At 73.4% G+C, this 26,963-nt stretch carries 25 protein-coding genes, 1 other RNA gene and 1 pseudogene; 11 read left to right on the forward strand and 16 right to left on the reverse strand.

From position 1 onward, the window contains the following. The first annotated feature begins 138 nt into the window (after nt 1–138). Complete coding sequence (locus tag CLV28_RS07345; RefSeq protein ID WP_373314240.1) at nt 139–1,803, forward strand: bifunctional 3'-5' exonuclease/DNA polymerase; 1,665 nt, start codon at nt 139–141, stop codon at nt 1,801–1,803. Between the two features lie 3 nt (nt 1,804–1,806). Here the strand turns inward: CLV28_RS07345 and CLV28_RS07350 are convergent, their stop codons facing one another. Next, nucleotides 1,807–2,895, reverse strand: a complete 1,089-nt coding sequence (locus CLV28_RS07350; RefSeq protein WP_157802560.1) for a ScyD/ScyE family protein — start codon at nt 2,893–2,895, stop codon at nt 1,807–1,809. Between the two features lie 113 nt (nt 2,896–3,008). Here CLV28_RS07350 and CLV28_RS07355 point away from each other — a divergent pair, with 113 nt between their 5' ends. The 3 genes from CLV28_RS07355 to CLV28_RS07365 are packed head-to-tail and all read left to right on the forward strand — an operon-like array spanning nt 3,009 to nt 5,859. Further along, nucleotides 3,009–3,902, forward strand: coding sequence for a Nif3-like dinuclear metal center hexameric protein (locus tag CLV28_RS07355; RefSeq protein ID WP_239073093.1), 894 nt, complete (start codon nt 3,009–3,011; stop codon nt 3,900–3,902). After that, on the forward strand, nt 3,899–4,639 hold the full coding sequence (locus tag CLV28_RS07360) for a zinc ribbon domain-containing protein (RefSeq protein ID WP_100422670.1): 741 nt from the start codon (nt 3,899–3,901) through the stop codon (nt 4,637–4,639). The genes CLV28_RS07355 and CLV28_RS07360 overlap by 4 nt, the downstream gene beginning before the upstream one ends. Further along, the gene (locus CLV28_RS07365) at nt 4,639–5,859 is read left to right on the forward strand and encodes a bifunctional RNase H/acid phosphatase (protein ID WP_100422671.1); all 1,221 of its coding nucleotides are present in this window, start codon (nt 4,639–4,641) and stop codon (nt 5,857–5,859) included. The genes CLV28_RS07360 and CLV28_RS07365 overlap by 1 nt, the downstream gene beginning before the upstream one ends. A gap of 42 nt (nt 5,860–5,901) precedes the next feature. On the opposite strand, the gene CLV28_RS07370 is transcribed toward CLV28_RS07365, so the two are convergent. The 3 genes from CLV28_RS07370 to CLV28_RS07380 are packed head-to-tail and all read right to left on the reverse strand — an operon-like array spanning nt 5,902 to nt 8,512. Then, a complete protein-coding gene (locus tag CLV28_RS07370) occupies nt 5,902–7,074 on the reverse strand; it encodes an SLC13 family permease (RefSeq protein ID WP_239073092.1) in 1,173 nt (390 codons plus the stop codon). A gap of 5 nt (nt 7,075–7,079) precedes the next feature. Beyond that, on the reverse strand, nt 7,080–7,676 hold the full coding sequence (locus CLV28_RS07375; RefSeq protein WP_100422672.1) for a pentapeptide repeat-containing protein: 597 nt from the start codon (nt 7,674–7,676) through the stop codon (nt 7,080–7,082). A gap of 20 nt (nt 7,677–7,696) precedes the next feature. Beyond that, nucleotides 7,697–8,512, reverse strand: a complete 816-nt coding sequence (locus CLV28_RS07380; RefSeq protein ID WP_100422673.1) for a YaaA family protein — start codon at nt 8,510–8,512, stop codon at nt 7,697–7,699. 51 nt (nt 8,513–8,563) lie between these two features. Between CLV28_RS07380 and CLV28_RS07385 the strand changes: the two genes are divergently transcribed. Together CLV28_RS07385 and rnpB are read left to right on the forward strand one after the other, a co-directional pair. Continuing rightward, nucleotides 8,564–8,950 (forward strand): tautomerase family protein, encoded by a 387-nt coding sequence (locus tag CLV28_RS07385; RefSeq protein ID WP_100422674.1) that lies wholly within the window; start codon nt 8,564–8,566, stop codon nt 8,948–8,950. Between the two features lie 102 nt (nt 8,951–9,052). Further along, nucleotides 9,053–9,447, forward strand: an RNA gene (rnpB, locus tag CLV28_RS07390) — RNase P RNA component class A. 52 nt (nt 9,448–9,499) lie between these two features. Here rnpB and CLV28_RS07395 read toward each other — a convergent pair. After that, complete coding sequence (locus CLV28_RS07395) at nt 9,500–10,357, reverse strand: hypothetical protein (protein ID WP_100422675.1); 858 nt, start codon at nt 10,355–10,357, stop codon at nt 9,500–9,502. Nucleotides 10,358–10,764: 407 nt separating this feature from the next. Between CLV28_RS07395 and CLV28_RS07400 the strand changes: the two genes are divergently transcribed. Further along, nucleotides 10,765–11,094 (forward strand): STAS domain-containing protein, encoded by a 330-nt coding sequence (locus CLV28_RS07400; protein ID WP_100423071.1) that lies wholly within the window; start codon nt 10,765–10,767, stop codon nt 11,092–11,094. A 30-nt stretch (nt 11,095–11,124) separates the two neighbouring features. Here the strand turns inward: CLV28_RS07400 and ppgK are convergent, their stop codons facing one another. Together ppgK and map are read right to left on the reverse strand one after the other, a co-directional pair. Continuing rightward, a complete protein-coding gene (ppgK, locus tag CLV28_RS07405; RefSeq protein ID WP_100422676.1) occupies nt 11,125–11,895 on the reverse strand; it encodes a polyphosphate--glucose phosphotransferase in 771 nt (256 codons plus the stop codon). Then, nucleotides 11,892–12,770 carry a type I methionyl aminopeptidase gene (gene map / locus CLV28_RS07410; RefSeq protein ID WP_100422677.1) on the reverse strand — a complete coding sequence of 293 codons (879 nt, stop codon included), beginning with the start codon at nt 12,768–12,770 and terminating at the stop codon, nt 11,892–11,894. Before map ends, ppgK begins: the two co-directional genes overlap by 4 nt. 117 nt (nt 12,771–12,887) lie before the next feature. Here map and CLV28_RS07415 point away from each other — a divergent pair, with 117 nt between their 5' ends. Beyond that, the gene (locus CLV28_RS07415; protein WP_100422678.1) at nt 12,888–13,079 is read left to right on the forward strand and encodes an SPOR domain-containing protein; all 192 of its coding nucleotides are present in this window, start codon (nt 12,888–12,890) and stop codon (nt 13,077–13,079) included. 3 nt (nt 13,080–13,082) lie between these two features. On the opposite strand, the gene panB is transcribed toward CLV28_RS07415, so the two are convergent. Both panB and CLV28_RS07425 read right to left on the reverse strand, forming a co-directional pair. Next, a complete protein-coding gene (gene panB, locus CLV28_RS07420) occupies nt 13,083–13,916 on the reverse strand; it encodes a 3-methyl-2-oxobutanoate hydroxymethyltransferase (protein WP_100422679.1) in 834 nt (277 codons plus the stop codon). A 52-nt stretch (nt 13,917–13,968) separates the two neighbouring features. Next, on the reverse strand, nt 13,969–15,636 hold the full coding sequence (locus CLV28_RS07425; RefSeq protein WP_100422680.1) for an NAD+ synthase: 1,668 nt from the start codon (nt 15,634–15,636) through the stop codon (nt 13,969–13,971). Between the two features lie 105 nt (nt 15,637–15,741). On the opposite strand from CLV28_RS07425, the gene CLV28_RS07430 reads away from it, so the two are divergent. Next, a complete protein-coding gene (locus CLV28_RS07430; RefSeq protein ID WP_100422681.1) occupies nt 15,742–17,076 on the forward strand; it encodes a glutamine synthetase family protein in 1,335 nt (444 codons plus the stop codon). Further along, nucleotides 17,073–20,144: a bifunctional [glutamine synthetase] adenylyltransferase/[glutamine synthetase]-adenylyl-L-tyrosine phosphorylase gene (locus CLV28_RS07435; RefSeq protein ID WP_100422682.1), complete on the forward strand. Its 3,072-nt coding sequence runs from the start codon at nt 17,073–17,075 to the stop codon at nt 20,142–20,144. Before CLV28_RS07430 ends, CLV28_RS07435 begins: the two co-directional genes overlap by 4 nt. Here the strand turns inward: CLV28_RS07435 and CLV28_RS07440 are convergent. The 4 genes and pseudogenes from CLV28_RS07440 to glnA all read right to left on the reverse strand — a co-directional run bounded on the left by CLV28_RS07440 (nt 20,129) and on the right by glnA (nt 23,015). Then, complete coding sequence (locus CLV28_RS07440) at nt 20,129–20,599, reverse strand: ACT domain-containing protein (protein ID WP_100422683.1); 471 nt, start codon at nt 20,597–20,599, stop codon at nt 20,129–20,131. The genes CLV28_RS07435 and CLV28_RS07440 overlap by 16 nt on opposite strands. Continuing rightward, nucleotides 20,596–21,018: a VOC family protein gene (locus CLV28_RS07445; protein ID WP_100423072.1), complete on the reverse strand. Its 423-nt coding sequence runs from the start codon at nt 21,016–21,018 to the stop codon at nt 20,596–20,598. The genes CLV28_RS07440 and CLV28_RS07445 overlap by 4 nt, the downstream gene beginning before the upstream one ends. Before the next feature lie 10 nt (nt 21,019–21,028). Then, nucleotides 21,029–21,404: pseudogene (locus CLV28_RS07450) on the reverse strand (helix-turn-helix transcriptional regulator). 186 nt (nt 21,405–21,590) lie between these two features. Continuing rightward, a complete protein-coding gene (gene glnA, locus CLV28_RS07455) occupies nt 21,591–23,015 on the reverse strand; it encodes a type I glutamate--ammonia ligase (protein ID WP_100422684.1) in 1,425 nt (474 codons plus the stop codon). Nucleotides 23,016–23,233: 218 nt separating this feature from the next. Between glnA and CLV28_RS07460 the strand changes: the two genes are divergently transcribed. Continuing rightward, nucleotides 23,234–23,695 (forward strand): RDD family protein, encoded by a 462-nt coding sequence (locus tag CLV28_RS07460; protein WP_100422685.1) that lies wholly within the window; start codon nt 23,234–23,236, stop codon nt 23,693–23,695. A 164-nt stretch (nt 23,696–23,859) separates the two neighbouring features. Here the strand turns inward: CLV28_RS07460 and CLV28_RS07465 are convergent, their stop codons facing one another. Genes CLV28_RS07465 through CLV28_RS07475 form a run of 3 tightly spaced genes read right to left on the reverse strand, consistent with a single transcriptional unit; the run spans nt 23,860 to nt 26,951 of the window. After that, nucleotides 23,860–24,588, reverse strand: a complete 729-nt coding sequence (locus CLV28_RS07465; protein WP_100422686.1) for a DUF4191 domain-containing protein — start codon at nt 24,586–24,588, stop codon at nt 23,860–23,862. 45 nt (nt 24,589–24,633) lie between these two features. Next, a complete protein-coding gene (lipA, locus tag CLV28_RS07470) occupies nt 24,634–25,635 on the reverse strand; it encodes a lipoyl synthase (protein WP_100422687.1) in 1,002 nt (333 codons plus the stop codon). Nucleotides 25,636–25,694: 59 nt separating this feature from the next. After that, nucleotides 25,695–26,951 (reverse strand): MFS transporter, encoded by a 1,257-nt coding sequence (locus CLV28_RS07475; protein WP_100422688.1) that lies wholly within the window; start codon nt 26,949–26,951, stop codon nt 25,695–25,697. Nucleotides 26,952–26,963: the final 12 nt, after the last annotated feature.

Below are 26,963 nucleotides of genomic sequence, written 5' to 3' on the forward strand. Positions count from 1 at the left end.
GCTGTCACCCCCGCCGTTCCTTCCTTCACCCCTGTCACCCCCGCCGCTGCCAACCCGGCCACCGACCCGCAGACCCCGCCCCCGGGCACGCTGCGCGTCGTCCTGCTGTCGGACGACGGCACCGCGGCAGGTCCGGACGTGCTCGTGGCCCCCGGCGGGGGTCCCGGCGACCAGGACGCGAGGCTCGCGGCCGTCGTCCGCGACCTGGAGGCCGATCGACCGCGCTGGGTGTGGCACGACACGACCCGCTGGTACCCACGCCTACTCGCGGCGGGCGTACGCGTCGAGCGCTGCCACGACCTGCGCCTGGCGCGACGCATCCTGCGGGCGAGCGCCTGGACGGCCCGCAGCGCGTGGGCGGCGCAGGAGCCCGGGCCGTGGGACGCGCTCGAGCCCCTGCTGCCCGACGCCGTCCCGGCGACCCCCGCCCCGGACGCGCTGTTCGACATCGACGTCCCGCGCGACGTCCCGGCCGAGCTCGACCCCGTCGCCGAGCTGCGCGCCCAGCTCGACGTGCTCGCCACGGCGTCCGGCGAGCCCGGCGCGAGCGCCCGCCTGCGGCTGCTCGTGGCCGCCGAGTCCGCCGGGGCGCTCGTGGCCGCCGAGATCCGCCACGCGGGCCTGCCGTGGGACGCCGCCGTGCACGACGCGATCCTGACCGACGCGCTCGGCCCGCGGCCGCGCCTCGGCGTGCGTCCGGCCCGTCTCGAGGCGCTCGCGGTGCGGATCCGCGACGCGCTCGACGCCCCCGACCTCAACCCCGACTCCGCGCCGCACCTGCTGCGCGCGCTCGGCTACGCGGGCGTGCCCGTGACCTCGACCCGCCAGTGGGAGCTCGAGAGCGTCGACCACCCCGTCGTCGCGCCGCTGCTCGAGTACAAGAAGCTCTACCGGCTGTACACCGCGAACGGGTGGTCGTGGCTCGACGCCTGGGTGCACGACGGGCGGTTCCGGCCCGACTACGTCGTCGGCGGGGTCGTCACGGGCCGCTGGGCGACCAGCGGCGGGGGAGCGCTCCAGCTCCCGCACGGCGTGCGGCGTGCGGTCGTCGCCGACCCCGGCTGGGTGCTCGTGGTCGCCGATGCCGCACAGCTCGAACCCCGCGTGCTCGCGGGCCTCGCGCACGACGAGCGCATGGCGCGCGCGGGCCGCGGCGGCGACCTCTACCAGGGCATGGTCGACGCGGGCGCCGTCGCGACGCGCGACGAGGCCAAGATCGGGGTGCTCGGCGCGATGTACGGCGGCACGACCGGCCAGAGCGCCGTCCTGCGCCCCCGGCTCGCGGCCGCCTACCCCGATGCGGTCGCGCTCGTCGACGCCGCGGCCCGCACGGGCGAGGCCGGCGACGTCGTCACGACCCGGCTCGGGCGCACCTCGCCCCGCCCCGGCGACGAGTGGCAGGCGTCGCAGTCCGGCGCGTTCGACGAGTCCGCGACCGCCGCCGACGAGTCCCGCGCGCGCACCACGACCCGCGCCTGGGGACGCTTCACCCGCAACTTCGTCGTCCAGGGCACCGCCGCCGAGTGGGCCCTGTGCTGGCTCGCGACGCTCCGCGGGCGCCTGCACGCCCTCGCCCCGGCCGACGCCGCCGGTGCGGCGCCCGCCCCCTTCGGGCGCACGCCGCACCTGGTGTACTTCCTGCACGACGAGGTCGTGGTGCACGCCCCCGCGGCGCTCGCGGACGACGTCGCCGCCGTCCTGCGCGAGTCCGCCGCGGAGGCGGGCCGGCTGCTGTTCGGCGCGTTCGGTGTGGACTTCCCGGTCACGGTCGCGACCGTGGAGTCGTACGCCGACGCGAAGTAGCCGCTACCGCAGCGGCACGCGCAGCACCTGGCCGTCGGCGAACACGCCCGCGGCGACGTACAGCGCCCCGGGCGTCCACTCGACCGCGCCCGGCATCGGCACGTCCATGACCCGGACCGGGGTGCTCGTGCCGCGGCGGACGACCGAGACGCGGTCGCCGAACAGCTCCGCGACGTACACGTCCCCGGTCGGGGTCACCGCGAGGTCGGTCGCGCCCAGGAACCCGGTCGCGACGCGCACGGTCCGGCCCGTCCACGGGCTGACCTTGTAGACCGAGCCCCGCGCGCCGAACGTGTCGTCCTCGGGACCGCCCGGCAGGGTCGAGACGTACAGCCAGCCGTCGGGGCCGAGCTCGACGTCGGTCGGCACCGACTCGGTGACGTACGTGTGCCCGCCGAGGCACCGCGGCAGGCCCATCGCCTCGGCCTGGTCCGCGGTCGGCGTGATCGAGCCCGCGGGCAGCACCGCGAGCGTCGAGACGCGGCCGCGCGCGTCGATCTTCCAGATCGTGTTGGCGCCCGCGTCGGCGACGAACGTGGTGCCGAGCACGGAGACGCTCGCGTACGGGTGGGCGTCGACGAGCCCCGTGTACGACGCCTCGGGCACGCTGGACTCGGGGTTCTCCGGGTCGGTCTCGGGCCACTGGGCGAGGCAGTCGGCGGGCAGGTCGGACGTGCCGTAGTGCATCGCGCCGTCCGGGTTGTGGGCGGCCTCGTACGCGCCGACGTCCGCGAGGGTGCGGACCGTCCCGGAGCGTGAGCGCGTCGAGACGAGCGCGCCCGCCTCGGAGGTGGTCGTGTACACGAGCGACCCGGCGAACGCGAAGACCCCCGAGGCGCCGGTCGTGCCCGCCAGGGTCCGGACCTTCCCCGTCCGTGAGATCGCGGTGACGTCGCCGCCGAAGTCCTGCGTCGCGTAGACGGTGCCGTCCACGTCGACCGCAAGCGAGAGCGGGCCGGCGAGGCCCGAGGTGACCACGCTGGGCGACCCGAGCGTCGGTGCGGGCGGGGTGCGGTGCGCCTGGGCCGGTGCGGCGACCAGGACGAGAGCGGAGGCAGCAGCGAGGGCTGCCGCGATACGGCGTCGGTGCACGATCGTCTCCTTCGTCCGGGGCCCTCCGGGCTGGACGGCCCACGCACGTCAGGAGGGTGGGGCGGGGCGGTTCGTGACGTCGCCGGCGGTGCGGCCCGGGCTACCCTGGCCAGGTGGTGCAGACCCCCGGACGACCCGTGACCCTCGCCGACGTCGTCGCGACGCTCGACGACCTCTACCCGCCGCGCACCGCCGAGGGGTGGGACGCGGTCGGGACGGTCGCCGGAGACCCGGCCCAACCGGTGCGTCGCGTGCTGTTCGCGGTCGACCCGGTCGAGACCGTGCTCGACGAGGCCGTCGAGTGGGGCGCCGACCTCGTCGTGACGCACCACCCGCTCCTGCTCAAGCCCGTGCACTCGGTCGCGGCGACCACGTTCAAGGGTGCCCTCGTGCACCGTGCCGTGCGCGAGGGCGTCGCGCTGCACGTCGCGCACACCAACGCCGACTCGGCGCCGGGCGGCGTCGCGGACGCGCTCGCCGACCTGCTGGGCCTGGTCGACCGGCGCCCACTCGTGCCCCACGACGCCGACCCGGCGCGCGGCATCGGCCGTGTCGGGCGGCTCGTCAGCCCGACGACGCTGCGGGCGTTCGCCGAGGCCGTCGCCGCGACGCTCCCGGCCACGGTGCAGGGCGTGCGCGTCGCGGGCGACCCGGACGCCACGGTCGAGACCGTCGCGGTCGTGGGCGGCTCGGGCGACTCGCTGTTCGACGACGTCCGCGAGGCCGGGGCCGACGTCTACGTCACGTCCGACCTGCGCCACCACCCGGCGTCCGAGCTGCGCGAACGGGCCGCGTTCGAGGCCCGGGGGAGCGATGGCCCCGCGCGCCCCTACCTCGTGGACACCGCGCACTTCGCGAGCGAGTGGCCGTGGCTCGCGGTCGCGGCGCGCGACGTCGTGACCCGGCTTGCGCCCCTGGGTACGGTTGAGGCGCGCGTGAGCACGCGCAGCACCGACCCGTGGACGTTCCGGGTCGAGCACAACTGCATCGAAAGGACGCCCCTGTGACCACTGCACCCCCCGAGGACCAGCGCCGGCTGCTCGAGGTCCAGGCTCTCGACATCCGCCTGCAGCAGCTCGCGCACCGTCGGGCGTCGCTCCCCGCGATCGCTCGCGTGGCCGAGCTCGACGCGCAGATCGCCGACCTGAACACCTCGCTCGTGCAGTCGCGGACGTCGGCCTCCGACCTGCGTCGCGAGCTGACCAAGGCCGAGGGTGACGTCGAGCAGGTGCGCACGCGTGCCGCGCGCGACCAGGCGCGGCTCGACTCGGGCCAGGTCGGCGCCAAGGACGCGCAGGCGCTCGTGAGCGAGCTCGAGGCCCTCGGCCGCCGCCAGGGGGTGCTCGAGGAGGTCGAGCTCGACGTCATGGAGCGCCTCGAGGCGCACGAGGTCGCGCTCGGCCAGCTCGAGAGCGCGAACGCCGACCTCGAGTCCGCCAAGGCCGACGCCGAGCGCGAGCGTGACGCCGAGGCGGCCGTGATCGACGCCGAGATCGCGCAGGTCACCGCCGAGCGCGAGACGTCCGTCGCAGGCATCGACGCGGGCCTCCTCGCGCTCTACGACAAGGTGCGCGCGCAGAACGGCGGCCGTGGCGTCGTCGCGCTCAAGGGCACGTTCGCCGAGGGACTCAACGTCAACCTGTCGCCCGTCGAGCTGCGCGAGATCACGTCGGCCGCGCCGGACCAGGTCGTGCGCCTCGAGGACTACGGCCACATCGTCGTGCGCCTGGACGCCGACGCCTGATGACGGGCACGGGGCCGCGCGTGCTCGTCGTCGAGGCCGACGGCGGGTCGCGCGGCAACCCGGGACCGGCGGGGTACGGCGCGCACGTGCTCGACGCCGCGACGGGCGAGGTGCTCGCCGAGCGTGCGGGCTACCTCGGGGTCACGACCAACAACGTCGCCGAGTACACGGGCCTCGTCGCGGGGCTGCGTGCCGCGGTCGCGATCGACCCCGACGCGCGCATCGAGGTGCGCATGGACTCGCGGCTCGTCGTCGAGCAGATGAGCGGCCGGTGGCAGGTCAAGCACGCCGACATGCGCCGCCTCGCGGACGAGGCCAGGGCCGTCGTCCGCCCCGGGAACGTCACGTACACGTGGATCCCGCGGGCCGAGAACGCGGCCGCCGACCGTCTCGCGAACGAGGCGATGGACACGCGCGGCGACGTCGTGCGGGACCACCCCGGGGGCGGCACCGACCTCGCCGGCGACCCGGCCCCGCAGGGCACCGGGTCGGCGGACGACGTCGCCACCGCGGACGCCGGGGACCGTGCGGCCACGCTCGCCGCACCGCGGGGCGGACCCCGCCGGTCGTTCGATCCGGCCCTCGCGACCACGCTGCTGCTCGTGCGGCACGGCCAGACGCCGCTCACGGTCGACGGCGCCTACTCGGGGTCGGTCGCCCCGGGGCCCTCGCTGACGACGCGTGGGCGGGCTCAGGCCGCGCACGCCGCGGACCTCGTGCGTCGCGTCGGGCGCACCGCCTGGACCGACCTGCCCACGGCGTCCGCGATCGTCGCGTCGCCGCTCGCCCGCGCGCATGAGACCGCGCAGGCCGTGGGACGTCGGATCGGTGCGCACGTGCGCACCGACGACCGGCTGACCGAGTGCGCGTTCGGCGACTGGGAGTCGCTCACGGCTCCGCAGATCGCCGCGGGCTGGCCCGGGGGACTTGAGGCCTGGTACGAGTCGGGCACGCACGCTCCGCCCGGCGGGGAGAGCGTCCAGGACGTCGGGGAGCGCGTCGCTCCCGCGATCGAGGAGGTCGTCGCCGCGCACCCCGGCGCGACGGTCGCGGTCGTCGGGCACACGGTGCAGATCCGCGCGGTCGTCGGTCGGGCCCTCGGGGCACCGCCTGCGCGCTGGAGCTCGCTGCGGCTGCCGCCCGGGTCGCTCAGCATCGTGCGGACCTGGCCCGGCGGGTTCAGCGAGGTCGTCGCGGTCGGGGTGCCGAGCGACCTGTAGGGGCCGCGTCCGTCGTCGCGGCCGGTGGCCGTGCTCGTCGGGCTACGCGGTGAGCGCGACCACGCCCAGCCCGGCGACGAGCGCGACCGGTGCGAGCACGAGCCCCTGACGGGCGACGGGCCACCACGGCCCGTCGACCCCCGTCCAGTACCGGCGCAGCTGCTGGGCCCACAGGAGCGTCGCGACCGACGCCCACGGCGTGACGAGCGGCCCGGCGTCGACGCCCACGAGCAGGGCCGCGATCCGTGCGGCGTCGGTCGCTGCCGTGGGTTCGAGCGCGAGGTACGCCGGGAGGTTGTTGACCGCGTTCGAGCCGAGCGCCGCGGTCGCGCCGAGGCGGAACAGGTCGGGCGTGCTCGTGCCGGTGCCCGCGACGGCCGTCAGCGCGTCGCCGAGCCCGTGCGCGTGCCACGCGGCGACCAGGGTCAGCAGGGCGGCGATCACGAGCACGGTGCGCCACGGCACGAGGTCCGCGGGACGCACCGGCAGGCCGCGCCCACGCACGAGCGCGACGGCGACGAGGACCGCGGCGCCCGCGAGCGCGACCGGTGCGACGGGGAGCTCGGCCACGAAGCACGCGGCGAGCGCGACGACGGTGCCCGCCGACCAGCGGAGCAGCACACGGTCGCGCACCTCGGGCGCGGGCGGCGGCGTGAACCGCCCGACGAGGGCGCGGCGGTGCAGCACGGCGAGCACGGCGACCGTCACCACGACCACGACGACCGCGGGGGCGGCCATGACCGCGACGTAGCGCGCCGGCGGGTCGAGCGCCTCGAGCCTGGTCATGCCGAGCAGGTTCGTCAGGTTCGACACGGGCAGTAGCAGCGAGGCTGTGTTCGCGAGCGCGAGGACGGTGAGCGCGAACGGCAGCGGCGCCGATCCCGTGCGCCGCGCGACGACGAGCACCACGGGCGTCAGCAGCACCGCCGTGGTGTCCAGGGACAGCACGACCGTGGAGAGCACCGCCATCGCGACGACCAGCAGCCACAGGCGCGCCCGGCTCCCGCCCGCGAGGCGTGCCGCGCGGGTGGCGGCGACGTCGAAGAGCCCCGCGTGCGAGCACATCTCGGCCACGACGGTGATCGCGGCGAGGAACAGCAGGACCGGCACCGTCCGGCGTGCGAGGGCGACGGCGTCGTCGCCGGGAAGCACGCCGGTCGCCACGACCGCGACCGCGGCGCACGTGGCGAGAGCCCACCACGGGACGCGACGCACCCGGGTCAGCCGTCGACGCGCACGTCGACACCGAGCGCCTCGGCGAGCACGACCGCCTGGTCGATCGAGACCACGGCGCCGCGCACGCTCGCCGCCGTCGGGTCGAGGCTCGACAGGTCGCTGCCGCGCAGGTCGGCGCCCGTCAGGTCGGCGCGGTGCCAGGTCGCGCCCGACAGGTCGAGGTCGCGCAGCGTCGCGTCCCGCAGGGTCGCGGCGGAGAGGTCGACCTCGCGCCACCGGCCCCCGACGACGCGCGCGCCCGTGAGGTCGGCGCGACCGAGCTGCACGAACGACCAGTCGCCGCCCTCGACCCGGAGCAGCTCGAACCGGCACACGTCGAACGCGCTCCCCGTGAGCTTGCACCGCGTGAACGTCGTGTCGAACAGCGAGGTGCGCTCGAACCGGCACCCGACGAACGCGGAGTCGTCGTGCCGCGACGCGTTGAGTCGCACGCCGCGGAACGTGCAGTTCACGAACCGGGCGCCGTGCGTCGAGATCTCGGACAGGTCGCAGTCGACGAGCTCGGCGTCCTCGAACGACTCGCCGACGACCTCGCGCCCTTGCCAGTCCTCGCCCTGGATCCGCGTCGCGTGGTTCGTCATGCCGTCAGGGTAGCGACCGCTCAGGACACGACGAGCTCGAGCGTGCGCGGTCCGCGCCGGGGCGCGTCGAGCAGGTTCGCCTCGACCATCCTCGACGCGAGGCCCGTGCCGATCGCGGTGCCGACGGTCGTCCCGACGAGCTCGCGCGCGGCGCGCAGCAGGCCGTCGGCCGTGGTCGGGGGAGCGGCACGCCGGCGCAGCAGGTGGCCGGTGAGGACACCCCGCGTGTGCTTGGCGTTGTGCGACACGACGCTGCGGCGACCGTCGACCTCGCGCAGCACCTTGACCGCGACCCAGTCCGCCCCGGCGGGGGCGGGCCACGCCGCGGCGTACGCGGCGGAGCGGCAGTCGACGACGACGTCGCCCGTCGCCCGCGCGTCGAGCGCCGCGGCCAGGTGCGGACGCCACGTGGTCGCGAGCTTGCCGACGCCCGGCAGGTCCGTGCCCATCGACAGCCGGTACGCGGGGATCAGGTCCGTGGGGCTCACGGCCCCCCACAGCGCGGAGATCGTCAGCACGCCCTCCGCCGCGCGGCGCGCCTGCGCGGGCGTCAGGTCGCCCAGGCCCGCGGCGGCGTAGAGCACGCCGGTGTAGACCGCGGACGCCGGAGCGGTCGGTGCGTCCGCGAGCGTGAGGTTGCGCGCGACGTCGTCCGCCACGCCCGCGCCGACGCCGAGCACGCTCAGGGCGTCGGCCCGGGCGCTCGCCGCGGCGAGCGCCGCCAGGACGGCGCGGCGCTGCGGGGTCAGGGCGTCGAAGGACAGGTCGGGGAGCGAGACGGCGGGGCCGGCGTCGGGCACGGTCTTGCCCTCGGAGGGCGGCAGGAGGACGAGCACCGGGCAACTCTATGCGCCCGCGTCCGGTCGCAGACTCGCTAGGCTCGCGCCATGGCCCAGGTCAAGATGTTCGGTCGGCGCAGCGTGTGGGACGGTCGTCAGGGCGAGGTGTCCGACGCGGTGCACGCCGCGCTCGTGCGCGCGTGGTCCCTGCCGGAGGCCAAGCGGTTCCACCGGTTCCTCCTCCTGGACGACGCCGACCTCGTCGTCCCGTCGCGGGGTCCGGGCTACCTGGTGGTCGAGGTCGTGTGCTTCCCCGGCCGCAGCCGCGAGGCGAAGCGGGCGCTGATCGCCGCGATGTTCGACGACGTCGCGCCGGCGCTCGGGCTCGACGCGGACGACCTCGAGGTCGTGATCCTCGAGAGCACGCGCGAGAACTGGGGGATCCGTGGCGTGAGCGCGGACGAGCTGGTGCTCGACTACACGGTCGAGGTCTGACCTGCCGAGGTCTGACCCTTCGAGGTCTGACCGGCCGACGTGGCCCGTCGGCACGGTCCGCGCAGGTCAGCGGTCTGAACCGCGGTATCCTCGTCGTGCGGACGAGTCGGCTGGACGGCCGCGTGGCGGCGCTCCGGCGTCGTCCCGAGGAACGTCCGGGCTCCGTAGGACGAGGTGGTGGGTAACGCCCACCCGGGGTGACCCGCGGGAAAGTGCCACAGAGAACAGACCGCCGCGTCGTGAAGGTCTCGACCGGAACGGCGCGGTAAGGGTGAAACGGTGGTGTAAGAGACCACCAGCGGGCCAGGTGACTGGCCCGGCTCGGTAAACCCCACCTGGAGCAAGGTCAGACAGGATGCGTTCGAGGGTTGTCCGCCCGAGCATCCGGGTAGACCGCTCGAGGCGCACGGCGACGTGCGTCCTAGATGGATGGCCGTCTCCTGCGCGTGGGTGACTGCGCGCGGTGACAGAACCCGGCGTACAGGCCGGCTCGTCCGCACAGGCCCACGCCCGCCGCATGACGCGGCGGGCGTGGACCGTCGCCGGGGGTCAGCCCCAGAAGGCGTACGAGTCGGACACCTTCCAGGTGCCCGCCGAGCTCTTCTTGAAGTCGAGCGAGACGTAGCCGTACGGGCTGTCCGTGGGCCACTCGATCGTCACGGTGTCGTACTTGGTGCCCGTCGCGTCGTAGTAGTACGTGATCGTGCCCGCGGTGCCGAACGTCGACTGTGCGTAGGCGAGCGAGTTGCCCACCTGGACCTTGGCGAACTCCGCCGGCGTCGCCTTGTTCGCGGTCTGGGCCGGCTCGATGGCCCAGTACGCGCTGCGGGAGTCGAGCTTCCAGACGCCCGAGGTCGACTTGACGAAGTCGATGGAGACGGCGCCGTCGACGGAGTCCGTGGGCCACTCGACGGTCACGTTGTCGTACTTGGTCCCGGGGCGGTCGTAGTAGTACGTGATGGTCCCGGCGGTCCCGAACGTGCTGCGCACGTAGTCGAGGGAGTGGCCCTCCTTGAGCTTGCCGAACTCGGTCGGCGTCGCCTTGTTCGCGGTACGCGTCGCCGAGACGCCCCAGTAGGCGGCCTTCGAGTCGAGGACCCACGCGCCCTTCGCGTTCTTCCCGAAGAGCACCCGGACGGAGCCCTCCTCGTAGTACGTGGGGAACTCGAGGGTGACCGAGTCGTAACGGGTGCCGGCGCCGTCGTAGCGGTCGACGACCTTGCCGTTGTTGCCGAACGTCTTGCGGACGTGGTCGATCGAGTGCCCGTACGAGACGGAGTAGAACTCGCTCGAGGTCACGATGCTGGAGGGGACGGCCGAGGCGGTGGTCGCCGTCGCGACGCTCCCGCCGACCGCGAGAGCGGCCAGGAGAGCCGCGGAGATGAGCTTCTTCACGGTGGTGGTCATGCCTTTCGGTGCAAGGGACGGGGCCCACCGTGCGGACCGAACAGCAACGATCGGCCCACCCCTGCGCGCGTGCGACGCTGTCGCGGCAGGGCGGTGGTCGTCAGGGGGCGGTCGCCTCGATCTGGCGCGATCGCGCTGCCTGCGGCTCGTCGTCGAACCGCGTGCCCCCTGAGTGTGCTCAGTGTACGTGCTGTGCGTTGCACGTCCGGCTGGTGAGACGCGCTCCGCGCGACGGGAGCGCAACAATACGTCGATAAATGCAAGGACCTTAAACATTAGGGTCCTTGCAAATTCAATGACAAGTCGGGGCGGTGAAATCTTCAAGAATTGCTTCACGACGCGCATTTTCTGCGCTACGGTGCCTGCACCTGACAGTTGTCGGGTCGACGAGCACGGGGGTGGACGAGATGGCCGCAGACGAGTCCGGGGGGATCGCGCTCAGGGAGCGCACGGATGCGAGCGTCGTCGAGGTCTGGGGCGAGATCGACGTCGCGATGCGCAGCCAGGCCGGTGCCGCGCTCGCGACCCTCCTGCAACGTGACCTGCCTGTCGTGGTCGACATGTCGGGCGTGACCTTCATGGACTCGACCGGCATCGCGTTCCTCGTCCAGCTCGCGTCGATCGGCCGCGCCGAGGGGCTCGCCGTGACGATGGTCGACCCGCCGGCCGCGGTCGCCGAGGTGCTCGATATCATCGGCATCGCCGAGATCTTCGATCGCGAGCCTGCCGCCGTCTGACCGTCGTGCGCCGCGCGGGCGGCGCCGCCCTCAGTCCTCGGCCGCGAGCCAGGCGGCGCCGACGATCCCCGCCGCGTTGCGCAGCTTGGCCGGGACGACCTCCGCCCGCAGGTCGAGCAGGGGCAGGAACTCCTCGTGGTGCTTGCTGATCCCGCCGCCGATCACGATGAGGTCGGGGGCGAGCAGGTACTCGACCTTCGCGAAGTAGGTCTGCAGGCGCTCCGCCCATTGCTCCCAGCTCAGGTCCTCGACCTGACGCACGCGCTCGGCGGCGCGGCTCTCGGCGTCGAAGCCGTCGATCTCGAGGTGGCCGAGCTCGGTGTTGGGCAGCAGCCGGCCGTTGACGAACAGCGCGGAGCCGATCCCGGTGCCGAGCGTCGCGACCAGCACGACGCCCTTGTTCTTGGCCGCCGCGCCGTACACGAGCTCGCCGACCCCGGCACCGTCGGCGTCGTTGATCGCCACGGCGTGACGACCGGTCGCCTCGTGCACGAGTGCGGGCAGGTCGGTGCCCTCCCATGACGCGTCGAGGTTGGCGATCGACGTGACGACGCCGTGGTGGATCGGTCCGGGGAACGCGATCCCGATCGGCACGTGCTTGGGCAGGTCGAACCCGTCGACGAGCTCGCCGATGACGCCGGCGACGGCGTCGGGCGTCGACGGCTGCGGCGTCGGGATGCGCTTGCGCTTGTGCGCGAACTCACCGGTCGTGAGGTCGACGGGGGCGCCCTTGATGCCGCTGCCCCCCACGTCGATGCCGAACGCGAGCTCGTGCTTCTTCTTCTTCGAGTGCTTGCTCATGGGAGCGTCAGAACCTCCGCGCCGTCGTCGGTGACCACCAGGGTGTGCTCGAACTGGGCGGTGAGCGACCTGTCGGCGGTCACGACGGTCCATCCGTCGTCCCACTCCTGCCAGGAGGCCGTGCCCAGGGTGAGCATGGGTTCGATCGTGAAGACCATGCCGGGCTCGATCACGGTCGAGTGCAGCGGGGCCGAGTCGTAGTGCGGGATCACGAGCCCCGAGTGGAAGCTCTCGCCGACCCCGTGCCCCGTGTACTCACGCACCACGCCGTAGCCGAAGCGTGCCGCGTACCGCTCGATCACGCGACCGATCACGTTGACCTCGCGCCCCGGGCGCACGGCGCGGATCCCGCGGTCGAGCGCCTCGCGCGTGCGCTCGACCAGCAGCGCGGCGTCCTGCGAGATCTCGCCGACCGCGAAGGTCGCGTTGTTGTCGCCGTGCACGCCCCCGACGAACGCCGTGACGTCGACGTTCACGATGTCGCCCTCGACGAGCTCGGTCGAGTCGGGGATGCCGTGGCACACGACCTCGTTGACCGACGTGCACAGCGACTTCGGGAACCCCCGGTAGCCGAGGGTCGACGGGTACGCGCCGTGGTCGAGCAGGAACTCGTGACCCACCCGGTCGAGCTCGTCGGTCGTGACACCGGGGGCGACGTGCCGCCCGACCTCGGCGAGCGCCTGGGCGGCGACGCGCGAGGCGGTGCGGATCCGGTCGATCGTCTCGGGGGTCTTGATCTCCGAGCCCGTGAACGGGGCCGGTCCGGGCCGGCCCACGTACTCGGGGCGGGGGATCGACGTCGGGACCCCGCGCCGCGGCGAGACGGTGCCCGGGACGAGCGGCCCACGGCGCGCGACGGTGCTCGTCTTCGACATGTCCCGCAGTCTACGGAGCACCCGGGCGCTCTCGCCCGCCGAGCGGCGCGAGGTTCGTCACGCGGCGCCGAGGCCGACCGGCGGGTGAGCCGCGCGCCGATGGGTCATCATGTGCGCATGGGCACCGAGTACTTCTACGACACCACGACCGGCGAGGTCACCGAGGGCCGCCAGCGCGGCTGGCGCGGGCGCATGGGGCCGTACGCGACGCGCGCCGAGGCCGAGAAGGCGCTCGAGACGGCCGACAAGCGCACCTCGGCCTGGGACGAGGACGAGGACTTCGGGCGTCCGGCCGACGGCACCGACTGACCCTCAGCTCTCGTAGGAGTGCTCCGGGCCGGGGTACTCCTGGCCGCGCACGGCGTCGACGTAGTCGCTCGCGGCCGTGCGCAGCGCCGTCCCGATCTCGGCGAAGCGCCGGGCGAACCGTGGCGACCAGTCGCCCATGCCGGCCATGTCGAGCCACACGAGCACCTGCCCGTCGCACTCGACGCCCGCACCGATCCCGATCGTCGGGATGCGCAGCACCTCGGTCACGCGCGCCGCGACCGGCGCCGGGATCATCTCGAGCACGACCGCGACCGCCCCGGCCTCCTGGAGCGCGAGCGCGTCCTCCGCGAGCCGCTCGGCGGCCTCGTCCCCGCGGCCCTGGACGCGCTTGCCGCCGAGGATGTTCTCGGACTGCGGCGTGAACCCGAGGTGCCCGAACACCGGGATGCCTGCCCCGGTCAGGAGCTCGACCTGCGGTGCCACGCGGCGTCCGCCCTCGAACTTGACCGCGTGCGCGCCACCCTCCTTGAGCATGCGCACCGCGCTGGCGTGCGCCTGCTCGGGCGAGGCCTCGTACGAGCCGAACGGCAGGTCGGCGATCACGAGCGAGCGGCGCACGGCGCGCGAGACGGCACGCACGGCCGGGACGAGCTCGTCCATGGTCACGGGGATCGTCGTGTCGTGCGCGAGCATGTTGTCGCCGATCGAGTCGCCCACGAGGAGCATGTCGACGCCCGCGTCGTCGAAGATGCGCGCGGTCATGGCGTCGTAGGCGGTGAGCATCGTGAGCTTCTCGCCCCGCGCCTTGGCCTCGGCGAGGTGCTGCACGCGGAACCGCTTCGGGGTGGGGCTCGCGGGGGTGGCCGGCTGGGTCATGAGGTCCTCTTCGTCAGGGTCCGGGCGGACGTCGGTGGGCGGGGTGCGGCGGTCAGCGCTGGTTCTCGCGCCACCGTGACGTCACGGGCAGCCGCCGGTCGCGGCCGAACGCCAGGGCCGTGACCTTGGGGCCGAGCGGGTACTGCCGACGCTTCCACTCCGCGCGGTCGACGAGCGCGAGGACCTTGTCCACCACGGCCTCGTCGAAGCCGCGCGCGAGGAGGTCCGCACGGCCCTCGGCGTGCTCGACGTACGCGTCGAGCACCTCGTCGAGCAGGTCGTACGGGGGCAGCGAGTCCTGGTCGACCTGCCCGGGGCGCAGCTCGGCCGAGGGCGGCTTGGTGATCGACGACTCGGGGATCGGCGGGAGCTCGCCGCGGTCGAGGGCCGCGTTGTTGCGCCAGCGCGCGAGCGCCCACACGCGGGACTTGTCGACGTCCTTGATCGGTGCGTACCCGCCCACGGCGTCGCCGTAGACCGTCGAGTACCCGACCGCGAGCTCGGTCTTGTTGCCCGTCGCGAGCACCAGGTGACCCTCGGTGTTGGACAGCGCCATGAGGATGTTGCCGCGTACCCGGGCCTGGATGTTCTCGGCCGCGACGCCGTCGAGGCCGAGCTCGGCCTCGTAGGCGTCGACCATGGGGCCGATCGGCTGCACGCGGTAGTCCGCGCCGATGCGCTTCGCGAGGTCGCCCGCGTCGTCCTTGGAGTGCTCGGACGAGTAGCGCGACGGCATCGAGACGCCGACGACGTTCTCCCCGCCCAGCGCGTCGGCCGCCATCACGGCCACGAGCGCCGAGTCGATGCCGCCCGAGAGGCCCAGCGCGACCGACCGGAACCCGTTCTTGCGCGCGTACCCGGCGAGGCCGGCGACGCACGCGCGGTAGACCATCTCGTCGGCGTCGAGCGCGGCCGCGACCTCGCCGCGCCGGTCGGGCGCGCCCGCCTCGGCGAGCGTCCACAGCAGCAGGTGCTCGTCGAACCGCGGTGCGCGGGCGAGCACCTCGCCCGCGGTGGACGTGACGAACGAGCCGCCGTCGAACACGAGGTCGTCCTGGCCGCCGACCATGTTGACGTACGCGACCGGCGCGCCGACCTGGGCGGCGCGCCGCGCGGCGAGCTCGGTGCGCTGGTGCCCCTTGCCCTCCTCGTAGGGCGAGCCGTTGATCACCAGCAGCAGGTCGGCGCCCGCCGCGGCGACGCCCGCGGTCGGCCCCTCCTGCCACACGTCCTCGCACACGAGGATCCCGACGCGGCGGCCCGCGACCTCGATCACGCACGTCTCGGTGCCGGGCGCGAAGATCCGGAACTCGTCGAACACGCCGTAGTTCGGCAGGTGGTGCTTGTCGTACGACGTGACGACCGCACCGTCGCGCAGGACCACGGCCCGGTTCGTCGGGAGCTCGTGCACCGCACCCACGTGCGCACGGCCCGTGCCCGAGGTGCCGACCGTGCCGAGCACGACCGTCGTGCCGCCGAGGCCCTCGGCGGCGAGCCGGCGCGCGACGTCCGCCGCCGCGTCCCAGGCCGCGCGCCGGAACGACCCGCGCAGCGCGAGGTCCTCGATGGGGTAGCCCGTGAGCGTCATCTCGGGAAAGGCCACGAGGTCCGCACCGGCGTCATGAGCCCGCCGCGTCCACTCGAGGACCTTCGCCGCGTTGCCGTCGAGGTCACCCACGCACGTGTCGACCTGGGCGAGAGCGATCCGCAGTTCTGCCATGGCGCCAGCCTACCGACCGGTCCGCGGCGCCCGTTCACGGTGGCAGTTCGGGCGAATCGCGGACTGGTGTCCCCATGTGGTCGCGCTATCAGGCAGGATGGGCGCATGGACAGGCAGCAGGAGTTCGTCCTGAGGACGGTCGAGGAGCGCGACATCCGCTTCATCCGGCTCTGGTTCACCGACGTGCTCGGTGTGCTCAAGTCGGTCGCGGTCGCGCCGGCGGAGCTCGAGTCCGCCTTCAGCGAGGGCATCGGGTTCGACGGCAGCTCGATCCAGGGCTACACGCGCGTGTTCGAGTCGGACATGATCGCCAAGCCGGACCCGACGACGTTCCAGATCCTGCCGTGGCGGGGTGAGACGCACGGCACCGCGCGCATGTTCTGCGACATCCTCACGCCCGACGGCGAGCCCTCGCTCGCCGACACCCGCAACGTGCTCAAGCGCACGCTCGCCAAGGCCAGCGACAAGGGGTTCACGTTCTACACGCACCCCGAGGTCGAGTTCTACCTGTTCGAGGCGCTGCGCACCGACGGCCCGCTCGTGCCCGTCGACCAGGCCGGGTACTTCGACCACGTCGCGCGCGGGTCCGCGCACGACTTCCGCCGCGCCGCGATCACGATGCTCGAGTCGATGGGCATCTCGGTCGAGTTCTCCCACCACGAGGCGGGCCCCGGCCAGAACGAGATCGACCTGCGCTACGCCGACGCGCTGACGACCGCCGACAACCTCATGACGTTCCGCACGGTCGTCAAGGAGGTCGCGCTCGAGCAGGGCGTGTTCGCGTCGTTCATGCCCAAGCCGCTCGCCGACCAGCCCGGCTCGGGCATGCACTCGCACCTGTCGCTCTTCGAGGGCGACCGCAACGCGTTCCACGAGCCCGGCGCGCAGTTCGAGCTGTCGAAGACCGCCCGACACTTCATGGCCGGCCTGCTGCACCACGCCGCCGAGATCACCGCCGTGACGAACCAGTACGTCAACTCGTACAAGCGGCTCTGGGGCGGCCAGGAGGCCCCGAGCTTCGTGTGCTGGGGGCACAACAACCGCTCCGCGCTCGTGCGCGTGCCCATGTACAAGCCGGGCAAGGGCGTGTCGTCACGCGTCGAGTTCCGTGCGGTCGACTCGGCCGCGAACCCCTACCTCGCGTACGCGGTGCTCCTCGCCGCGGGCCTGGCCGGGATCGAGAACGAGTACGAGCTGCCCGACCCGACCGAGGACGTCGTGTGGGACCTCACGCCGTCCGAGCGCAAGGCGCTCGGGATCCGGCCCCTGCCGCAGTCGCTCTCGGAGGCCATCGAGATCATGGAGAGCTCCGAGCTCGTCGCCGAGACGCTCGGCGAGCACGTGTTCGACTACTTCCTGAAGAACAAGAAGCGTGAGTGGGACGACTACCGCGCGCAGGTCACGCCGTTCGAGCTGAAGCGATTCCTCCCGGTCCTGTGAGCGCCGGCTCGTCCCGCCCCGGGGGCGGCCGCTCCACGACGCTCGTGGGGCGGCTGTCCCGCCTCGGCTTCGGTGACGCGACGCGCGCCGCGGGCCTGCTCGCCGACCCGGCGCTGGCACCCTACGTCGACGCCGCGCCCGACGAGTTCGTCGACGCGCTCGGCTGGGCGCCCGACCCCGACCTCGCCGTGCTCCAGCTCGTGCGCCTCGCCGAGGCGGCCACGGACGACGACGCCGCGACGTTGCGGGGTCTCGTCCAGGCCGCGGACGACGCGTCGCGGGCCGGGCAGGACCGCCTGCTCGCGGTCCTCGGCTCGTCGGTCGCGCTCGGCGACGAGATCGTGCGGCACCCCGCGCTCGTGCACGTGCTCGCCGACCCGGCGCCCGGTACGGGAGTCCCCGTCGGGGACGTGCGCTCCGAGCTCCTGCGCGCCGTGGGCGCCGACCCGGACGCACCCGTCCCGGTCGCCGAGCCCGGCGGCGAGGACGGCACCGCCGCGATGCGCCGGGCGTACCGGACCAGGCTGCTGCGCATCGCCGCGACCGACCTCACGTCGACCGAGCCCCTGACCCGGCTGCCGGGCGTCGCGGCGGCCCTCGCCGACCTCGCGGCCGCGGCCCTCGAGGCGGCGCTCGCGGTGGCGCGGGCCGAGGTCGAGGGCCACGAGGCCGCGCGGATCGCGGTGCTCGGCATGGGCAAGACGGGCGGCCGCGAGCTCAACTACGTGTCCGACGTCGACGTGATCTACGTCGTCGAGCCCGCCGAGGGGCACACCGAGGAGGACGCGCTCGCGGTCGGCACCCGGCTCGCGACCCATCTCGCGCACGTGTGCTCGGGCACCGCGCCCGAGCCGCCGCTGTGGCCCGTGGACGCCGCGCTGCGCCCCGAGGGCAAGCAGGGCCCGCTGGTGCGCACCCTCGCGAGCCACGTCGCCTACTACGAGCGCTGGGCCAAGACCTGGGAGTTCCAGGCGCTGCTCAAGGCGCGGCTCGTGGCCGGCGACGCCGCGCTCGGGGCGGCGTACCGCGAGGCCGTCGACCCGTTCGTCTGGCAGGCCGTCACGCGCGACAACTTCGTCGAGGACACCCAGGCGATGCGGCGACGCGTCGAGAACCACGTCCCTGCGGCCGAGGCCGACCGGCAGATCAAGCTGGGCAAGGGCGGCCTGCGCGACGTCGAGTTCACGGTGCAGCTGCTCCAGCTCGTGCACGGGCGCGCGGACGCGTTCATCCGCAGCCCCAACACGCTCACCGCGCTCGCCGACCTCACGGCGGGCGGCTACGTGGGCCGGGACCACGCCGCGCGTCTCGCGGTCTGCTACCGGTTCCTGCGCTCGCTCGAGCACCGCGTCCAGCTCTTCCGCCTGCGTCGCACGCACCTGGTGCCGACGAAGGTCGAGGAGCAGCGCACGCTCGCGCGGTCGCTCGGCATGCGGGCCGAGGGCGCCGAGGGACTCATGGAAAGGTGGCGCGCCACGCGTCGCGAGGTGCGTGCGCTGCACGAGGAGATCTACTACCGACCCCTGCTGCCCGCCATGGCCCAGCTGACCGACGACGAGGTGCGTCTGACGCCCGAGGCGGTCAAGGCGCGCTTCGCGGCGATCGGCTACCGCGACCCGGCGGGCGCGTCGCGGCACGTGACCGCGCTGACCGAGGGCGTGAGCCGGCGCGCCGCGATCCAGCGCCAGCTGCTGCCCGTGATGCTCGGCTGGTTCGCCGAGGGCGCTGACCCGGACGAGGGTCTGCTCGCGTTCCGCAAGCTCTCGGAGGAGCTCGGCACGACCCCGTGGTACCTCAAGCTGCTGCGCGACTCGGGCACCGCGGCCGAGCGCCTCGCGCTGCTGCTCGCCAACTCCCGGTACGCGGCCGAGGCGTTCACGCGCACCCCGGAGGCCGTGCGCTGGCTCGCGGACGACGCCGAGCTCGAGCCCCGCGGGCCCGAACGCCTTGCGACCGAGACCGACGCGATCCTCACCCGGGCGCAGGACCCGGACCGCGCGACGACGCTGCTGCGCGCGGTGCGGCGCCGCGAGCTCGGCCGCACCGCCGCGGCGGAGATCCTGGGCGTGCTCGACCCGGTCGGTGCGGCCCGCGCGATCTCCGACGCGGCCGACCCGGTGCTCGTGGGCGGACTGCGCATCGCCGAGCACCTCGCCAAGGTCGAGCGCGACATCGACCCGCGCGAGCCCGGACCGGCGCGCATGCTCGTGGTCGCGATGGGTCGACTCGGCGGGCAGGAGATGGGCTACGGCTCGGACGCCGACGTGCTGTTCGTGCACGACCCGGCGGACGGGGTCGACGACACGACCGCCCAGAAGTACGCGACGAGCGTCGCGACCACGTTCCAGAAACTCCTCAACGGCGTCGGGCCCGAGCCCGCCCTGCCCGTCGACGCCGACCTGCGCCCCGAGGGCCGCAACGGGCCGCTCTCGCGGTCGCTCGCCTCGTACGCCGAGTACTACGGGCGGTGGTCGAGCGCGTGGGAGAGCCAGGCCCTCCTACGGGCGCGTCCCGTCGCGGGCGACGTCGACCTCGGACGCCGGTTCGTGACCCTCGTCGACCCGCTGCGGTACCCCGAGGGCGGGATCAACACCGCGACCGTGCGGGAGATCCGACGGATCAAGGCGCGCGTCGAGGCCGAGCGGCTCCCGCGCGGCGTCGAGCCCGCGCGGCACCTCAAGCTCGGGCGCGGGGGAGTCTCGGACGTCGAGTGGACGGTACAGGTGCTCCAGCTCCAGCACGCGCACGCCGTGCCGGCCCTGCGCACCACCGCGACGATCGCGGCGCTGCGCGCGGCCGCCGACGCGGGACTCGTCGACGCGGACGACGCCGACGTGCTCGCCGCGGCCTGGCACCTGGCCTCACGGCTGCGCAGCGCGGTCGTGCTGCTCACGGGCCGCACGGGTGGGCGCAACGCCGACCTGCTGCCGCACGACCACCAGCTCCTGGGTGGTCTGGCACGGCTCCTGGACGTCGACGGCAACGGCTCCGAGCTCGAGGAGCTCTACCTGCGCACCACGCGGCGCGCCCGCGCGGTGGTCGAGCGCGTGTTCTACGGCGAGGACTGAGCGCCAGGGCCGGCGGCATCGTCGTCGGTCCCTTCGCCGTCGGTCGGGTCCGCCGCGCCGGACGCCGCGCCACCGAGCCCGGCGACGATCCGCACGGTCTCCTCGGCACGGTCGACCGGCACGAGCACGTGGTCGTGGTAGCGCGCCGCGACGACGTTGGCGCTGATCCCCGCGGCGGCGAGCGCACCGGCGACCGCCGCCGTGAGGCCGACCGCGTCGAGCGCCGAGTGGACGCTCAGCGAGATCCAGGCGCCCACGAAGTCGTAGGCCAGCCCGGCGGCGTCCGCGTCCTCGCGACGGATCAGCAGCGACAGGCCCTCGTCCTCGACGAACGTCGCGAGCGGCACGACACCCGCCGGGACGTCGCCCGTGACGAAGACCCAGGTGCCGTCGCGCAGGACGGGCTCGACCGAGCGCAGCAGGGTCGCGAGGTCGTGCTCGCCCGCGCTGCTCACGCGCGCTTCTGGTTGAACCGCAGCATGTTGCCCGACGGGTCGCGGAACGCGCAGTCGCGCACGCCGTACGGCTGGTCGACGGGCTCCTGCAGCACCTCGGCGCCCGCGGAACGGATGCGCTCGAACGTCGCGTCGACGTCGGCGGTCGTGAAGTTCACGGCACGCAGCAGTCCCTTGGCGAGCAGCCCGTCCATGGCCCGCTTGTCCGCCTCGGCGGCGTTCGGGTCGGCGAGCGGCGGCTCGAGCACGATGTCGACGTCGGGCTGGTCGGGCGACCCGACGGTCACCCAGCGCATGTTCTCGAAGCCGACGTCGTTGCGAACCTCGAGCCCGAGGACGTCCCGGTAGAACGGGATCGCGAGGTCGTGGTCGTGGACCGCGACGAAGCACTGGGCGAGGGCGATGGTGGGGTTCGTCATGCCCACGACGCTACGCGCGCCGTGGGTGCTGTGCTTCTCGATTCCTGACCGGTCGGGTCGCGACCTTGGCCACGCACGCCGGCACCGGGGCGCCGTGCGCGTGGTCGCGCGCGCGGTACGCGCTCGGACTCTCGCCCACGAGCCCGGTGAAGCGGGAGCTGAACGACCCGAGCGAGGTGCAGCCGACCGCCATGCACACGTCCGTGACCGAGAGGTCGCCCCCGGCGCAGCAGCGCCTTGGCCCGCTCGATCCGGCGGGTCATCAGGTAGGCGTACGGCGTCTCGCCGTACGCCGCCAGGAAGCTCCGGAAGAAGTGACCCGGCGACATCAGGGCCACGCGCGCGAGCGCGGGCACGTCGAGCGGCTCGGCGTAGTCGCGGTCCATGGTGTCGCGCGCGCGACGCAGCCGGACGAGGTCGTCGAGGTCGGTGCGCGCGCTCACGCTCCCAGCCTGGCACGGACCGTGCGCGGACGCGACGACGGCGCCCCCACCCCGGAGGGTGAGGGCGCCGTCGTCAGGCTCGTGGCTCGCGCCACGACATCGGGGTCCGGTCAGGCGACCGGGGTCCGATCAGATGTCGTAGTAGAGCTCGAACTCGTGGGGGTGCGGGCGCAGACGGATCGGGTCGATCTCGTTGGAGCGCTTGTAGTCGATCCAGGTCGAGATGAGGTCCTCGGTGAACACGTCACCCTGCGTGAGGAACTCGTGGTCGGCCTCGAGCGAGTCGAGGGCCTCGCCGAGCGAGGCCGGGACCTGCTGGATCGCGGCGTGCTCCTCGGGGGGCAGCTCGTAGAGGTCCTTGTCGACCGGCTCCGGCGGCTCGATGCGGTTCTTGATGCCGTCGATGCCGGCGAGCAGCTGCGCGGCGAACGCGAGGTACGGGTTGGCCGACGGGTCCGGCACGCGGAACTCGACGCGCTTGGCCTTCGGGTTGTCACCGGTGATCGGGATGCGGATGCACGCCGAACGGTTACGGGCCGAGTAGACGAGGTTCACGGGAGCCTCGTAGCCCGGGACCAGGCGGTGGTACGAGTTCACCGACGGGTTCGTGAACGCGAGCAGCGAGGGGGCGTGCTTGAGCAGGCCGCCGATGTACCAGCGCGCGATGTCCGAGAGACCGCCGTAGCCCTTCTCGTCGTAGAACAGCGGCTCGCCGTCCTTCCAGAGGGACTGGTGCGAGTGCATGCCCGAGCCGTTGTCGCCGAAGATCGGCTTCGGCATGAAGGTGACCGACTTGCCGGCCTCCCACGCGGTGTTCTTGATGACGTACTTGAACTTCATCAGGTCGTCCGCGGCCGCGGTCAGCGTGCTGAAGCGGTAGTTGATCTCCTGCTGGCCGGCGGTGCCCACCTCGTGGTGCGCGCGCTCGACGTCCAGGCCGACCGCCGCGAGCTGCGCGCACATCTCGTCACGCAGGTCGGCGAACTGGTCGTTGGGGGAGACGGGGAAGTAGCCGCCCTTGTAGCGAGTCTTGTAGCCCTTGTTGCCACCCTCCTCGACGCGGCCCGTGTTCCAGGCGGCCTCGACGGAGTCGATGTGGTAGTAGGACTCGTTCTGCGACGTCTTGAAGCGCACGTCGTCGAACACGTAGAACTCGGCCTCGGGGGCGAAGAACGCGGTGTCCGCGATGCCCGTCGACTTGAGGTACGCCTCGGCCTTGGCCGCGATGTTGCGCGGGTCGCGCGAGTACGCCTCGTTCGTGAACGGGTCCACGATCGAGAAGTTGACGATCAGCGTCTTGCGCTTGCGGTACGGGTCGACGTACGCGGTCGTCACGTCGGGGATGAGCTTCATGTCGGACTCGTGGATGGCCTGGAAGCCACGGATCGACGAGCCGTCGAACATCATCCCGTCGGTGAACGCGGAGTCCTCGAACTGCGCGATCGGGATGTTGAAGTGCTGCATCACGCCCGGCAGGTCACAGAACCGGACGTCGACGAACTCGACACCCTCGCTCTTCGTGAAGGCGATTGCCTCCTCGGCAGTCTGGAACATCCACTACTCCTTGATCGACGGTGCCAGCCGTGTGCTGGTCGACCTAAGCCGACTCGAACCTAGGCCGGGGTGGTTACCCCGGCGTGTACCGAGTGTTTCCGCCAGGTTACGAGGCGTCCTAGCATGTGACATTCTCGTCTCACGGCCTGAGCGCAGGCTGGGCGAGGGGCGGACGGCGCCCGGGACCTCGCGCGGACCGCGCGTCGTAGGCTGGGCGCGTGGCATCACGTGAAGATCTCGGATCCTGGCTCGACGGTACCCCGCGGGACCCCGACGGCGGACACGGCGTCCGGCTCGGGCTCCCCGCGCAGGGCCCGGGCTCGCTCGCGACCCTCGGCCCCCGCGTCGGCGGGCTCGTCGTGGACTGGGTCGTGGCGACGCTCGTCGCGTACGTCCTCACCGGGGGCGGTTCGCTGCTCGAGGTGCCGCCCGGATGGCAGCTCGGGGTCTTCGCCGGCATGACGTTCCTGCTCGTGGCGACCGTCGGCGGGACGCTCGGGCACCGCCTGCTCGGGATGCAGGTGCGCGTGCTCGGGGCCCCCCGCGGGGCCGTCGGCCTCTGGCGCGCCGCGGTGCGGACCGTCCTGCTGTGCCTCGTCATCCCCGCCGTGGTCTGGGACCGGGACGGTCGTGGGGTGCACGACCGCGCGGCCGGCACCGTGCTGCTGCGCACCCGCTGAACGAGGCGGGACGCACCCCGCACCGCACGCGAGGACGACGCAGGGCACGCACCCGAAGGTGCGTGCCCTGCATCGAACTGCACTGCTTCGTCATGCCCTGCGTCACGTGACGTGTCTCGTCGTCCTGCGACGTCGTGCTCCCGTGCGACGACGGGCCGCGGCGGCTACCGGCCCTTCATGCCCTTGCGGTCGGGGCGCGCACGCATCGGGTCGACGCCCTTGGGGATCGGGAGCTTCGCGCCGCCGAGCGCGCGCAGGCGCTTGTTGACCTCGCCGAGCTCGGCCTTGGTGAGCGTCGGCTTGAGCTTCTGGACGGTGCGCGCGATCTTCATGAGCGGCACCTGCCCCTCGTCGTTGCCGCACTCGACGACCGTCACGGGGACGTTCGGCAGCACGCGGTTGATGCGCTTCTTCTCGGACGTCGTGAGCCGCTTGACGCGCGTGCTCGGACCCTCGGTCACGAGCACGACGCCCGCGCGCCCGACGCCGCGGAACACCGCGTCCTTGGTGCGGGGGTCGAACGCGACGGGCTCGTCGTCGAACGACCAGCCGCGGCGGATCGTGCCGAGGGCGGCGCGCGAGGCCCCGCTCTGCCCCTCGATCTGCCCGTACGCGGCGCGCTCGGCGCGACGCGTGAGGATGAACATCGCTCCGAGGAGCGAGAACGGGAGGCCGACGATCGTCATGTAGATCGGGTGGCCCCAGGCCAGGCCGATGCCCACCGCGATGACCATGATCGCGGCGAAGACGCCGAGCATGACCCACGTGACCATGGGGTCGCGCTTGCGGGTCATCTGGTACGCCGACCACACCTGGTGGTACCAGCGCTGCTTCTTGACCTTCTTCGGCTTCGCGTCCTGCGACGCGGACGTGTCAGTGTTCTTGCGGGCCATGGGACCAGAGTCTAGTGCCGCGCGCGGGTGCCCTGCGTCGGCGCGTCAGCGCGTCAGCAGGCTCGAGGCCTCCTGGCGCGACGTCGTCGGCTCGGCGAGGTGCGCGAGCGACTCCGGGATCGTCATGCCGCGGCGCGTCATGGCCTGGCCCCACAGGCGGCCGGCACGGTACGACGAGCGCACGAGCGGTCCGGCCATGACGCCGAGGAACCCGATGCGCTCGGCCTCCTCGGACAGCTCGACGAACTCCTCGGGGCGCACCCAGCGGTCCACGGGGTGGTGCCGCACCGAGGGGCGCAGGTACTGCGTGATCGTGATGAGGTCGCACCCGGCGTCGTGCAGGTCCTGCAGGGCGGTCTTGACCTCGTCGATCGTCTCGCCCATGCCGAGGATCAGGTTCGACTTTGTCACGAGGCCGGCCTCGCGGGCGCGGGTCAGCACGGACAGCGAGCGGTCGTAGCGGAACGCGGGGCGGATCTGCTTGAAGATGCGCGGCACGGTCTCGACGTTGTGCGCGAGCACCTCGGGCCGGGACTCGTTGACCTCGTCGAGCAGCTCGGGGATCGCGTTGAAGTCCGGGATGAGCAGCTCGACGCCCGTGCCCGGGTTCAGGGCGTGGATCTGGCGCACGGTCTCGGCGTAGAGCCAGGCGCCGCCGTCCGGCAGGTCGTCGCGTGCGACGCCCGTGATCGTCGAGTACTTCAGCCCCATCTGCTGGACCGACTCGGCGACGCGCCGGGGCTCGTCACGGTCGAACTCCGCGGGCTTGCCGGTGTCGATCTGGCAGAAGTCGCAGCGTCGCGTGCACTGGTCGCCGCCGATGAGGAACGTCGCCTCGCGGTCCTCCCAGCACTCGAAGATGTTGGGGCAGCCGGCCTCCTCGCACACCGTGTGCAGGCCGCCCGACTTCACGAGCCCCTTGAGCTCGGTGTACTCGGGGCCCATGGTCGCGCGGGTCTTGATCCAGGACGGCTTCCGCTCGATCGGCGTCTCGGAGTTGCGGGCCTCGACCCTGAGCATCCGGCGGCCTTCGGGTGCGATCGTCACGCGGTGGCTCCCAGCGGGGTAGTGGTGGCAGGACGCAGATCGTCCTGGTCCGTGCTGGTTCAGCCTACGTCAGCACCCCTGTCGACCGAAGGGCCGGTGTCAGGGCGTGGACGTGAGGTGGACGACAGTCCGACCGCGAGCAGTGCGAGGGCCGCGACGACCGGGACCACGAAGGCGTGCCCGGTGCCCGCCGCCTGGGCGAGGTGCCCGCCGACGGTCGAGCCGAGCGCGACGCCCACGACGTTCGCGCTCGCGAGCAGCGTCATCGCGGTCGCGCCCTGCCCGTCGGGGGCCAGGGACCCGCCCATGCTGAACGCGGTCACGAGCACCGGGCCGACGAACAGGCCCGCGACGAGGAGCGACGCGACGAGCGCGCCGGTGCCGCCGAGCGTGCCTGCGGCGAGCACGAGCGACGCCGCGAGGGAGAGGCCTGCGGCGCACACGACCCAGCGCGAGCGAGCGCCCCACCGGGCGGGCAGCGCGACGACGCACAGCGCCGTCACGGCCGAGCCCGCACCCAGGACCGCGTACACGATCCCCGCGCTGCCCGGCGCGCCGGCGTCCTCCATGAACGACGTGACCGCGGTCTGGGTGCCGCCGAAGAACGCGCCGAGCGCGAGCATGCCCGCGGCGGGCACGGCGACCCGCAGCGCGAGGGACGGCAGCGAGCCCCTGGTGCCGGTGGGTGCGGGCACCGCGGACGCCGTCGGGTGCAGCGCGAACGCGAGGCCGAAGGTCAGGCTGAGGGCCGCGGCGGTGAGCATCGCGGCGGCAGGGGAGAGCGCGGTCGCCAGGACCCCGACGAGCGCGGGGCCGAGCACGAACCCGATCTCGTCCGCAGTCGACTCGTAGCCCATGGCCGCGGACGTCGCGTCCGGTCGCCCGCGCGTGAGCCCCATCCAGCGGGACCGGGCGAGCGGGCCGACCTGCGCCGCGAGACCGCCCACGAGGGCGGCCGCGGCCAGGAGCACCGCGGTCGGGGCGCCGCCGGTCGCCGCGAGCACGAGCGCCACGACCGCGAGGGCCTGGGCGGGCACGATCGTCAGCAGGACGCGCCGCTGGCCGAGGCGGTCGGCGAGGGTGCCCTGCAGGGGGCCGCCCACGGCCGTGCCGAGCGCTGCGGCCCCGGTCGCGAGCCCCGCGGTGCCGAGCGAGCCCGTCGTCCCGGTCACGAGCAGGAGCGTGCCGATGGTCGTCATCGAGAACGGCAGCCGGGCGACGAAGGCGATCGGGAGGAAGGCCCGACCGGCGAGGTCGGGGAGCTGGGCGTAGGCCTGCAGCCGGGTGCGCGCCGCGGGCGCGTCGGTCGTGGTCATGCGGGAAGGTTC

The sequence above is a fragment of the Sediminihabitans luteus genome (assembly GCF_002797595.1).
In the GTDB taxonomy this organism is placed as follows: domain Bacteria; phylum Actinomycetota; class Actinomycetes; order Actinomycetales; family Cellulomonadaceae; genus Paraoerskovia; species Paraoerskovia lutea.